This window comes from Halorubrum californiense DSM 19288, assembly GCF_000336875.1.
GTDB classification, from domain to species: domain Archaea; phylum Halobacteriota; class Halobacteria; order Halobacteriales; family Haloferacaceae; genus Halorubrum; species Halorubrum californiense.
Window position 1 is genome coordinate 1 of the sequence record NZ_AOJK01000069.1, and the last position, 12,203, is coordinate 12,203.

Here is a 12,203-nt window from a genome sequence, read left to right on the forward strand (position 1 = left end):
TGCTCTGTTGAATCCGCAGAAGGCGGCGGGATAGCGTCGCTGTAAAGGGAGTAGCGAAGCGGAAGAGTCGAATGTGACTAACCTACTCTTCCGCTTCGTTAAGCAAGCTGCGTCGCTGGCTCAAAAGCGCTGTGCCGCCAGTCCAACGGCGGTGAGTGATCCGACTGGCCACGGATTTCCCGGCTGGAAGCATGTGACGCTCCATCTTTTGCGGGTTCACATGGACGCGACGTACCGCGAGATCGTCGATTGGGCGAGCGAGATGGATCGCGTTCGTGGNCTCGCTCGAACGGCATTTCCCGCACCCTCAACGCTGTACCGGTCGTTTGAGAGGGTGCCCATGTCCGTGTGGCGCAGCTTCCTTCGGGAGTCCGCGACCATCTGCGATCCGGGCTCGCACGGTGCCATCGATGCCACGTTCTTCGACCGTGAAACGGCATCGAGACACTACCAACACCGCTCGGATCGCCACATACGCACGCTCAAAACGACGGCACTCGTCGATACAGACTCGTGTGCCATCCTCGATCTCCACTGCTCGGCACACTGGCCTCACGACACACAAACTGGCCGTCGAGTCGCTCTTCGCAACACCGAGAAAATNTGTGCCATCCTCGATCTCCACTGCTCGGCACACTGGCCTCACGACACACAAACTGGCCGTCGAGTCGCTCTTCGCAACACCGAGAAAATAGAGAGTCTCGCCGGTGACAAAGGCTATGACGACCAATCTCTCCGGGACGCCCTCCGTTCAGAGGGCGTCCGGCCCTTGCTGCGACACCGATTGTTCGCTGCGTACGATCACGCCCACAACGCACGGTTGGACAGCGAATTATACGGCCAACGCTGGATGGCCGAGACTGCCTTTTCGNCCCTCGCGCTTGGTACCGCGAGTTCCGCGAACTCGTGGTGACCGCCACAGTCCACAACCTCGAACGGGCTCTCAAACAGTGATCCCCACGCCATCATCGGATTCAACAAAGCAGAATCATGAATAATTAAAACACGCGGCGAACAAAAGACAACCTGCCGAACAGAAATAGTTGCGCGGCCGGAGACAAAACGTGTAAGATAATAAATGGTGCTCTTCCGACGAGGAGAACGTTTGTTGGCGAAAGCGTCACAAACCCAGCTGATGTGCTGAACCCTGCGGATGGAAGACTGGCCGCAAACAAATACATCGTCGATCGAGCCAGTCTGACAAACACGGTTCGGGTCACAAGCCACTATTTTAACAATTCCACGATAGATGTTGTGACCCGTTTTAGCCTCTCGAAAACTCGGCACTCTTCGATAACGCAGTAAGAATGGTGTTTATAAACGGCCGTGTTGAATCGCCATACGGCAGCGAGGTAGGCCGCTAAATCAAAGGAGTTGAAGCGGGAGAGTTCCGTTGATCATGACGCAAATCTCCCGCTTCATTGGGGAAGTTGTGCCGGTTGCTCAAAGAGTTACTGGCGACGGAGGCGAATCCGCCGCCCCGGACGGTGGCGGCGGATTCGCCGACTACGCACTCGTTTCCCTCCATTGTCTCCGGATTTACCTCGATACNGGAGGCGAATCCGCCGCCCCGGACGGTGGCGGCGGATTCGCCGACTACGCACTCGTTTCCCTCCATTGTCTCCGGATTTACCTCGATACGTCGTACAGTATGACAATCGACTTGCTCAAAGAGATGCCACAAATAACCGGGGAGATCGGCCTCACTGTGGCCGATCTCCCCGCGCCGTCCACGTTGTGTAAGGCATTCGACCGGATCAGCATGAGCGTCTGTCGAGTGCTGCTGCGCCAGTCGGCGCAGCTGCACGATCTCTCCGAACACGCTGCGATCGACGCCACGTTCTACGACCGCTCACCAGCGAGCCGCCACTACTGCCAGCGAATCAGCTACCGCGTGCAAAAACTCAAAGTCACAAAACTCGTCGATACAGCGTCGCAGGCCGTCATCGACGTTCACTGCTCAACGAACCGGGAAGGAAGCGACGCAGACCTCGTTGAGCAGATCGCCCGCCGGAACGCGGGCGATCTGCGGTCTCTTGCGGCCGATAAGGGATACGACAAGCAATCGCTCCGCGAAGGTCTGCGTGAGCTCGGGATCAGACCGCTGATCAAGCACCGCATCTTCGCTCCGTACGACCACGCACACAACGCCAGAATCGACGATAACCGCTACAATCAGCGCTCTATGACCGAAACTGTGAACTCGGCTGTCAAGCGCTCGCTCGGCTTCGCCGTGCGAGCGCGGTCATGGTTCCGTGAGTTCCGCGAAATCGCGCTGATGTGTGTCGTCTATAACATCAAACGCTTCGTCAAACAGTGAATCCCTCCGCATTACAGCGATTCAACACAGCTTTATAAACCCACAATAGATCGTGTTTTTCGCTATTTCGGTGCCTCAGGCGGTGATGACCGGTGTTATGGTCTCATTAACACACTTTTCTGTAGTCTAAAGAAGAGCAAAACTCGAAGAACGTCCGTCGAATTAGAGATCTCGGTAGATTTCTGTAATCGAATTGAGACGATCGCGTCGACCGAACGTTGACTTAACGCGTTCGACTGCGTTCGCTCCGTACTTGCGTCTACGCGCCTTGTCTTCGACGAGTGTTCTGATCGCCTCGGCAAGCGCCGTTGAGTCCCGTGGTGGGACAGTTAGTCCCGTCTCCTCGTGCTTGCTTACCCAGGGAACGCCACTCGAGAGGTTCGTGTTTATAACCGGCGTACCGCGCAACATTGCCTCCAGTTGGACGATGCCGAATGCCTCACTGGGTTCAATAGATGGGAGAACGAAAACGTCGGCAGCTCTGTAATAGAACTGTAAGCGCTCGTCTGGGACATACCCTACAACTTCGACTTTGTCACCAATATCCAGTTCTCGAACTTGATGTTCTATGTTCGATCGATGTTTGCCATCGCCAGCGATCAAGAGGTTTGCGTCAACATTTTCGAACGCGTCGATTAGGTACTCGACTCCTTTGTAGTAATTAAGACGGCCAACGAATAGAACTAGCGGAAGATCGTTATCGAACGGGATATTGAATCTTTCTGAGTTATTAGGGCGGTTTCGTTCGACATCGACAGAAAGCGGGACGGTGAGACACTTTGATTTGAATTCTTTGAGATGTTCGGATGTCTCGATCAGTCGCGGAGATGTCACGAATATTCTATCGGCATTTGAGAGCGCAGAATAAAGCAACGGCCGATAAATCGTCATTAATTCGTCCTGTCTGACGATGTCGCTGTGGTATGTAATTACTGTCGCGTGATCGCCACCCACCGAAAGTAACGAACTGAATACGCCGAGGGGGTTCGGAAGATGGTGGTGGACGATATCGGCGTGCCTTGCTAGGCGAACGAACTGGACTGGATAGGTTGGACTGATTGGGACAGAGTATAGTTCACCGAGACTGGTCGCTCGCGTTATGTCAACTCCATCGATACGCTCCCGCCGGCCCCTGCCGTCGTGGTTTGCACAGAGGACATCGAAGTCAAACTCGTCTTGGAGGCCCTCGGCGATATTCTCGACGACCCGTTCGACTCCACCGGTGTGTGGAGGGTAGTAGCGACACGTTTGTAGGACGCGCATCACCGATTATTGGTTTGATCTGCGTCTAAGTGTTGTGATGGCACGATGCGTACCGACGAGTTATTTACCTAGCCTGACTCTAGATCTGATATGAACGTCGGAGTTGTAGTGATCGACACACTCCGGTACGATACTCTCAACAGCGAGATGGAGAGGCTCCGACGGAGGGCAGATCACACCTACGAACGTATGTACTCAACGTCCCGGTGGACGGTGCCTGCCCATGCATCACTGTTTACGGGACAGTATCCGACTGAAGTCGGGACACACTCGAGAAATCTCCAGTTGACCGAGTCAATCCCAACAACGGCGGAGTACGCACGTGAAGCGGGGTTTGACACACATCTGTTCAGTAATAATGTTTATATCGACTCGTTCTTTGGCTTCGACCGAGGCTTCGATTCGCTCGTTCGAGGACCGAACCTACGTGGCCGCCCCGCTGATTCGAGCGGATTCGACTGGACCACACTGTTTAACGAACTCGGTTCAGGTCTTTCAAGATACCCGAAGACACTGGCTCGGATTGTACGGAGTGATGCTCCGACCGTTTCGACAATACGTGAAGGAATCAGCATGATGCTGTCTTCTGGAGGGCAGTCAGAGGAGTCTATTGACTGGTTTCTTGACCCGTTCAAATCGGACATCGCTGGTAGTAGGGGTGACACTTTCCTCACGGTAAACCTGATGACGTGTCACTCTCCGTATGTACCTCCGGACGAGTATCGGACGGTGGAGCCATATACCGTCGATCCGTTCGAGCTGACGCTTCGGTCGGACCCTGTCACGGACAGAGAACACAGACGACACGTCGAGAGCTACGAGGCCTGCGCACGCTATTTGGACGACGCCCTACAGACAGTCATCGATATCGTCGACTGGGATGCGTTGTTCATCGTGGGAGATCACGGCGAACTGTTCGGGGAACACGGTCTCAGGCAACATCAGTACGGCGTCTACGAAGAACTCATTCACGTTCCCACACTCGCGTTCGGGTCGGAAATACCGGCAGGCACTACGGAGACACTCACCAGCCTCGTCGACATACACGCAACGCTGCTGGACCTGATGGACCTTTCAGACGCGGAGACTGGTCGAGGCGAGTCCCTTCTCAGTGGCGATCCTATACGAGATCACGTGTACGCCGAAAGCGTGGGGAACTACAGGGCGACACCCGGCGCATCCGGCTTCGACGAGAAGATCCCTCGCTCGTGGAGCGATCCGCACTACATGTACGCAACAGACGACGCGCTATTCGTGAGCGACAAAGACGGGGAGCGTGTCATTTCAACAGACTGGAAGGAAGAACGGCCCGAATACCGGGATGAACTCCAGCAAGCAGTAGCCCAACTCAGGTCGGAGCTGCCGACGACCACAAGTGGAGCAACCAATCGGAACGTACCGGAAAGTATAGAATCGCGTTTGGCAAGTCTTGGATATAGATGACGGATCGCTCGGGTAATGGGGCTGTCGTTTGTGGTGGGTCGATGGCTAGTAGTATCGCTGCAGCCAGATCGCTTGGAAAGAAGGGCGTTCCAGTCCACGGTGTGGCCTTCGATAAACGACATCCGCTCCTCCACAGCAAATATTGTACGGAGGCCCACCTCGTTACCTCCCCGCGAGACCAGTACGACCAGTTCGTCCATGACCTACGTACTGTCACCCAGCGAGACGAAGTCCAAACAATCCTCCCTATGAACGGATACGGGATTTACACGGTCCGAAACACCGAGGAGATACAAGACGACGTGAGTCTAATTATTCCGAGCATCGAGAGCTACGAGGCGGCGTGGGATAGGTACCGAACAGTCATGATGGCCCAGTCGTGTAATATTCCTACACCAGAGACTGATCTCTTGTCCGACCGGAGCAAGGCCCCAGACCGGGCCGTCATCAAGTCGAGGTATTCGATCATTGAGAGTGACAATGAACTGTCCTATCCTGGCGTTGAGTTGATAGATGGGAACAATAGCGTCGATCAAGAAGCCGTCATCGAACGGATGTCCCACGAACCGATCATTCAGGAGTACGTTCCGAGTACAGGAGAGTACGGCTTTTTCGCCGTGTATGACCAGGGCTCTCCTGTGGCGACGTTCCAACACAGACGGATCCGAAGTACGAGTTACTCTGGCGGAGCGAGTGCCCACCGCGAGGCTGTGCGAATTCCCGAGATCGACCGACTTGGGCGTCGACTCTTAGACAAGCTTGACTGGCACGGCCCCGCGATGGTCGAGTTCAGACGGGATAGTCGAGACGGTACATTTAGACTGATGGAAATCAACCCCCGATTTTGGGGATCACTCGCCCTGGGAATTGCGGCGGGAGTTGATTTTCCGTGGCTGTACTATCAACTCGCATCGGGCTACTCTGACGATGGTGTCTCCGACATGGGGTACAACACGCATGTACAGGCGAGCTACATCCGTGCGGAACTCCAGCACTTCGGGAGTGTCTGTTTTGAGCGCGGCCCGTCCTTCGTCCCGCGTCCCGGTGTTGTAGAGACAGTTCTCTCTCAACTCCGATCTGCTCCGACCAGCGAACACGATCTTCTCGACGCGGACGACCCTCTTCCCTTCGTCTATGACGTGTATAAATCCGTCACTGCTTTGCTCGACAGGCTATGATCAAAATAGCGCCCGAATGAGAGCATCCGTAGCTTTGGTGATCTCCTGGTACGTCTCTCGGAACTGTGTAACTGATCCGCCGTACGGGTCACGAATCACAGTCGATTGCGACTCTGGAACCGACCCAAGGAGGGTCACGTCTGACAATGAACGAGGTCGCTCCCGCAGGAGATCGACCACGTTCTCGTAATCCATCACCACGACCAGGTCGGCCGACTGGATCTGTGGTGAATCGACGACGCTGGATCGGTGGTTTCCGAGGTTGACGCCGAATTCACTTGCAGCCTTGACCGCGGCTGGGGGGCTGGGGCGGTCTACTTCGGTATAAAATCCAGAAGATCTGACGGTAACTGAATTGCTGAGTTGTTGCTTTGCGTATCGTTCTGCGAACGGACTCCGACAGATGTTCCCGTAACAGAGAAATAAGATGTTGAATTCCTCACGGTCGAAGGTTCTCTCATCCCACCGAATGGAGAGTAGATGACCGTCTCCGAGATCGTCAATGTGCTGGATTCCATTAGCGAGAATCCGTTTGAGTTCGTTTTTACTCCGGCCACGGATCGAATCGGCGAGAGTCATCTTATCTCACGCTTGAACATCGTTACGTAACGGTCCCGCAACTTGGAGACGGTGAACCGTTCGGCGGATTCGACAGGTAGACTATTATGTCGAAGTATCAACCGTATAAACTCGTCAGTCGTGGTAAAAATATTCGAGGTCACCGAAGCGAGGTCACCTACATCTCGAACGATGACCGGTGTATCGCACGCGAGGGCTTCCAGTACTGACCGGCTCACACCCTCGGTTAACGACGGGTGGACATATACGTCTGCAGCAGTCATGAAGTCTGGCACCTTCGACGGTGGAACCGGTCCCAGCACGTGGACGTTGTCATCAAACTCGTCCGGCAAACTAAGTTCGTGCTCAACACCCCCAATCAAAACGAACTGAAAGTTCGGTTTCTCGTAGAGTACCTTTGGAATGGCCGTCTCTAGCGTCTCAGCCCCTTTCAGCCTCGATACGCGACCGACAAAGAGCGCAATCGGTCCTTCGGGAAGTGAACTGATCTCTTCGGGTACCGACGTCCGGTCGAATCGGGATTCGTCGATAGGTGGCGGGAGGATAGTCACGTCTTCCGGATCTCGGCCGCGATTGACGAGATCACGCTTCATCCGTGGCCCCATAGTAATGACATGATCGGCGACCCTTAGTGGTATGCGGCCTAGGATGTTTTTTATCAGGAACAACTTTGCTCTCCGTGACCCGGACTCAAGCCGGTACTCTTGATATAGGTCACCACTAAACCGGCAGAAGAACTTCATGTCTGCTCCGACGGTCATTGCGATGCTATTGCCGTACACGGGAACATCCCCGATCTGCATTATTGCTGCCGGATCATTCTCCCTCACAAAGTCTCGCAATGCACGAAAGCCGCCAACTTTTGAGTTCGGAAATGATCCCCCGACGAATCGAAACGTCTCGTGTGTTCGGTCGTCGAATGCCTCAGGATTAGTGCTGATTGCGACGAGGTCGAACTCGTCGCTAAGCATCGTTCCGAGACTTCGAACCGTCGATCGAACATTAAATGAATCGAAGTCACCAAGGTGAACCGCGACAGTTGTGTTCACAGGTTGGTCACCATTGTTGGGCAGGTCTTAATTCGGAGCAATCTAATGTACCTCGTCAGTCGAGAGAATAGGCCCGCACCAAGGAGGTCGTAATCGTGAAATCCGAGCATAATGTACTCCCGGTCGTTCGCAAGCATATAATTTGTTAGCAGATGAAAAAGTAGTTCCCTCCATCGATTCCGAAGCGTTGCATCGATTGCGAACGGAACGATATTGACGTCGAATTGGCCTAGAAATGGCCGTAGGAGTTGGTTCGAGTAGACTGTGAGCGGAACTTCCCGCACACCGAACCCCTCGTAAGGGAGCATCTCCGTTTCGGGACGGAGCGACGAATCGGTATCGATTCCTACCGTATCAAGTACACTTAATAACTCCGGTGAGTACGACCACCGCCCCGCACGAAAAGCAACCGGAACCGTTCCTAGGAAGTGTTCGAACGTCTCGATACCTGACTCGATTATTCGCCGAATTTCGTCCGGTGAGTGGTCTGACAGGTAGTTCGAGTGCCCGTCTGCGTGGCGTTCGGGATGAACGTGGAGACCGAGTTCGTGACCAGCGTCCTTCCAGCCTTTGACCGTCTCCTCTCGATTTTCCACGACATCCGGAGTTACGAACAGAGTCGAGGGGGGACCGACGGTTTCTAGGAAGGCGTCCAGATGGTCAATCGTGTCGTACCGTCGCTGGTCCCTGCGTCCCTCAACGTCGACGGTGAGTGCGGAGTCGATAGTTGTGCCTGCCATTCACTCAATCTTACACATGACTAGGCGAGTCCAGAGATAAATGCTCTGGAACGGGTGTCACGCCCCCCTCCCCGCTGGATCGTTGGCGACTCAGTTTCCGGAAACCGATCACGAGATTCCGACAGTTTCAATCTCTGGTACGCGATAGCGAGAGGTGGATGGGGTCACCACTGGAGAACGTTGAAAAACTCGCACACAGTGCCGCAGTGGTCTTTTTTGGTACTGTTGTGGGCAATGTCCTCGCCCTTGTTGGACAGGTGTGGATTGCCAGGGAACTCACACCGGCGTTATTCGGTAGTGTCGCACTCGCGTACACGATTGTCTCGTCGGTTGGCATACTAACTCTCTCGGGCGTTCCCGACGGTGTGGTGAAACTTCGCTCGTCAGCTACAGGGGATCCGGACCGACAACGTGAGGTGACCGCTGCCGGGTTGTTCATCGTCTCGGTCGTATCCGTGGTAGCTTCAGTTCTCATGTATTTCTTTGCTGCCGACATCGCACGTGCTGCGAAGGACGCCAGCGTCGAACAGTTCCTGCGGTTGTTCCTTCCGTACCTTATCCTGTTACCTCTCGGTAGGGTGGTCCTCTCAATTCTCCGGTCCGAGGAGAAGTCATTTGCGGCGTCCGTCTCCCGTGATTTACTCCCCCGGGCAGTTGCCCTTGCGGTGTTCGCCATCGCACTCATCTTAGGGGCTCCAGTGTTGGGTGCTGTCGGGTACTGGCTATCTGTTCCACTCGTGCTTCTTGTTTCTGTGGCGTATTTTCTTCGTAGGTATGAGGTTCCGGTACCGCTCGGGTTCCTCCCTCCCCGTGAGCGAATCAGAGAAGTTTGGTCATTTTCGTGGCCACTCGCCGTTAGCTCGGGCTTGTTTGTCGTGATGGCCAACTTCGACGTAGTCATGATCGGCTATTTCATGCAGTCAGAGGATGTTGGATACTACCGGGCGATCCAACCGCTCCGGCGCGTTCCGACGTTCGTTTTCACGGCGATTTCGTTTCTCCTGTTGCCGATGCTGTCGGAGCATTACGCTGACGGAGAATACGAATTTATTGACTCTTTGTACAAACGGTCGACAAAGTGGGTTGTGTTCCTGACGTTTCCGGTCGTCATCTTCCTCGTCTGTTTTTCACCTGGTATCGTTCAGATTCTTTTTGGGAGCAAATACGCACCTGCTGCTGCCCCACTCTCTGTTCTCTTGGCTGGAATGTTTGTCAGGTCGATTTTCGGAGACAACGGAGATGTAATGAAAGCGATTGGTGAGACCCGCGGCGAACTGTACAGCGCAACGACAGGATTCCTTACGAATATTGGATTAAATGTACTGTTGATCCCACCGTTTGGGACAGTCGGTNAGCGATTGGTGAGACCCGCGGCGAACTGTACAGCGCAACGACAGGATTCCTTACGAATATTGGATTAAATGTACTGTTGATCCCACCGTTTGGGACAGTCGGTGCCGCCTTGGCGACCGTCTCAGGGTACGCGGTGTACAACGTCGCTGAGGTCGTAGTGATACACCGAACGGTCGGTGCTCTTCCCTTCTCAGTGGAGACATACAAGCCCCTGTTTTTTTCCGGTTTCGTGGCTGTGAGTCTGCGCGGATGGTTCTGGGGGGAACAAATTGGGGTGTCCACGTTGCTTGGAGTGTGGACAGCCATCGTAGCCAGTCACTTCGCGTCAGTGTACCTGCTGGGTAGCCTCGACGAACTAGACCGGTCGCTTATCTCCGACGCCCTCACCAAGTTGGATTTTAGTTCTATATAGGACTGGTGACTCTCACTCGATGGCTGATAGTACAGTCTAACTATCAGCCTGAGCTCATTAAGTAAAACCACGGTCACACCGTCAGGTACTTTTATATCAGCCCCAACAAGTTGATCAGAAACGTGGTTGGCACGGTTACGATCAGCATCGAAATCGAACTTGGTTGGGGGATGCACGATCTTGAAACCTTTTCTCATCTGTCCAGGGACAGAGCTGCCGAGGAGCGGGTGTTGTCAGATCTGCTCCAGGCATGTAGGAGAAACGGGATACAAGTCACGTTTGATGTAGTCGGGCATCTGCTTGAGGAGTCGTGTGATGGTGTCCACCCCGGCCCATACCCGACCGGGTGGTGGAAGAACGACCCTGGAACGTCCCGACGGGAGCACCCGTTGTTTTACGCGCCTGATCTGGTAGAGAAGATACGGTCCGACAGCATCGATCACGAGATCTGTACACACACCTACTCCCACGTTCTTGCCGACGAGGTGTCCGACAAAACGTTGAACCGTGACTTGACGGCGGCGAGAGCAGCCCACGAGGAGCAGGGACTGCCTTCACCCGAGTCGATTGTTATGCCTCGGCACCGCGAAGTTGATTACTCTATACTTTCTGACCACGGGATCGACGTGATACGCACCCCGATCAAAAAATACAATCCGGAGATTAAGAACCCGTTTCAGAAGTACTGGTGGATAGCGACGAGGAACCACCCGCCGTGTGAGATACGTCTATCACAGGGGCTTCTCGAAACAACGTGTACACCACATCCGTCTTTGTCCAGCACGATCCTTCCCTCAGGGCAGAGGCGGCCCTCCCCGTACTTCCGCCTTCTACCACGACCTGTCAGGGAACGTCTACACCGAAGGTACTTGCGGGACGCGATAGGACTCGCTGCCGAGGAAGACGAGCACGTACACCTGTGGACCCACCTCCACAACATTGCGAACGACTCACAATGGAGAGCAATCAAGCCAACGTTGGATGACCTCGGCCGCTGTCAAGAGCAAGGAGATGCTGAAATCCTCCGAATGTGTGACCTTCGGGAGGTGGTGGAATGAGTCTGGACGTTGCTCTGCTGGTAGACAACTGCTCCCTCCAAGAGTGGGAGCGCCAAGCGGTCTCGGCCCTCCTTGACTCCGAGGACCTTGACGTGAGTCTCTCTTTAGTGGTCGTAAACGGGAATAAAAGGGATGCGTCAACTTCAACGAGGGCTCTCAAATTCTTAGACGAGTTCTCACTCTGGAAGTGTAGCACCCTGCTACGAGTAATTAAAGCCCAGATAGTTACCCCGGCATGGTTCCGGATCCGAACTGACCTGAACGATGCGGTCAACACACTAGAGACCGAAATCGTGTTCTGTGACCCGGTGCCAGCAGACGACTTCGGAAACGAACTGTCGGACGACGTAGTAAACAGACTGTCACAGACGGACCTTGCCGTCCGGTTCGGATTCGGAATACTCCGTGGAGATGCGCTGGACGCTCCAACTTATGGAGTGTTCAGCTACCATCATGGAGATCTCTCCGAGTACAGGGGCCGTCCGGCAGGATTTTATGAACTGATCCACCGTCAGACAGAGGCGGGAGTCACCGTACAGCAACTGTCGGATGAGCTTGATGCAGGTACAGTCGCTGCGACGACACAGTGTGACATCAGTGACGCTGGCTCATTACAGGAGGTACACGACAGACAGTTCTCAGCTTCTCCCCCGCTTTTACCAGAAGCCGTGCGGGCAGTCGTGGCTGGGGGTCTCCCTCCCCAGCCTGAGGAACTCGGCGACCTGTATACAACTCCCACAAGCACGGATATGATTAAGTACTGGAAAGTAAGATTAGAGCGTTTACTATAATTGTGAAGTAAGATCTG

General features: G+C 54.4%; 10 protein-coding genes and 1 pseudogene. 7 read left to right on the forward strand and 4 right to left on the reverse strand.

Annotated elements, in window-relative coordinates; translation table 11 throughout:
- The first annotated feature begins 73 nt into the window (after positions 1-73).
- Both C463_RS14230 and C463_RS14235 read left to right on the forward strand, forming a co-directional pair.
- Positions 74-954, forward strand: a pseudogene (locus tag C463_RS14230) (transposase).
- Between the two features lie 445 nt (positions 955-1,399).
- Positions 1,400-2,320: an IS5 family transposase gene (locus C463_RS14235; RefSeq protein WP_008445059.1), complete on the forward strand. Its 921-nt coding sequence runs from the start codon at positions 1,400-1,402 to the stop codon at positions 2,318-2,320.
- A 162-nt stretch (positions 2,321-2,482) separates the two neighbouring features.
- On the opposite strand, the gene C463_RS18110 is transcribed toward C463_RS14235, so the two are convergent.
- Complete coding sequence (locus C463_RS18110) at positions 2,483-3,583, reverse strand: glycosyltransferase (protein ID WP_008445060.1); 1,101 nt, start codon at positions 3,581-3,583, stop codon at positions 2,483-2,485.
- Between the two features lie 90 nt (positions 3,584-3,673).
- On the opposite strand from C463_RS18110, the gene C463_RS18115 reads away from it, so the two are divergent.
- The gene (locus tag C463_RS18115) at positions 3,674-5,026 is read left to right on the forward strand and encodes a sulfatase-like hydrolase/transferase (protein WP_080510861.1); all 1,353 of its coding nucleotides are present in this window, start codon (positions 3,674-3,676) and stop codon (positions 5,024-5,026) included.
- A gap of 41 nt (positions 5,027-5,067) precedes the next feature.
- Complete coding sequence (locus C463_RS14245; RefSeq protein ID WP_049905979.1) at positions 5,068-6,204, forward strand: carboxylate--amine ligase; 1,137 nt, start codon at positions 5,068-5,070, stop codon at positions 6,202-6,204.
- Here the strand turns inward: C463_RS14245 and C463_RS14250 are convergent, their stop codons facing one another.
- The 3 genes from C463_RS14250 to C463_RS18120 all read right to left on the reverse strand — a co-directional run bounded on the left by C463_RS14250 (position 6,205) and on the right by C463_RS18120 (position 8,572).
- A complete protein-coding gene (locus tag C463_RS14250) occupies positions 6,205-6,783 on the reverse strand; it encodes an arsenate-mycothiol transferase ArsC (RefSeq protein ID WP_008445063.1) in 579 nt (192 codons plus the stop codon).
- Entirely contained in the window at positions 6,780-7,754 is a 975-nt protein-coding gene (locus C463_RS14255; RefSeq protein WP_008445064.1) for a glycosyltransferase family 4 protein, read from the reverse strand. Before C463_RS14255 ends, C463_RS14250 begins: the two co-directional genes overlap by 4 nt.
- A gap of 74 nt (positions 7,755-7,828) precedes the next feature.
- Positions 7,829-8,572, reverse strand: a complete 744-nt coding sequence (locus tag C463_RS18120; RefSeq protein ID WP_080510862.1) for a polysaccharide deacetylase family protein — start codon at positions 8,570-8,572, stop codon at positions 7,829-7,831.
- Between the two features lie 158 nt (positions 8,573-8,730).
- Between C463_RS18120 and C463_RS14260 the strand changes: the two genes are divergently transcribed.
- The 3 genes from C463_RS14260 (at position 8,731) to C463_RS18125 (ending at position 12,186) form a co-directional block, all read left to right on the forward strand.
- Positions 8,731-9,993, forward strand: a complete 1,263-nt coding sequence (locus C463_RS14260; RefSeq protein ID WP_080510863.1) for a flippase — start codon at positions 8,731-8,733, stop codon at positions 9,991-9,993.
- A gap of 466 nt (positions 9,994-10,459) precedes the next feature.
- On the forward strand, positions 10,460-11,395 hold the full coding sequence (locus tag C463_RS14270) for a polysaccharide deacetylase family protein (RefSeq protein WP_049905984.1): 936 nt from the start codon (positions 10,460-10,462) through the stop codon (positions 11,393-11,395).
- Complete coding sequence (locus C463_RS18125; RefSeq protein WP_008445073.1) at positions 11,392-12,186, forward strand: formyltransferase family protein; 795 nt, start codon at positions 11,392-11,394, stop codon at positions 12,184-12,186. The genes C463_RS14270 and C463_RS18125 overlap by 4 nt, the downstream gene beginning before the upstream one ends.
- The last annotated feature ends 17 nt before the right edge of the window (positions 12,187-12,203 follow it).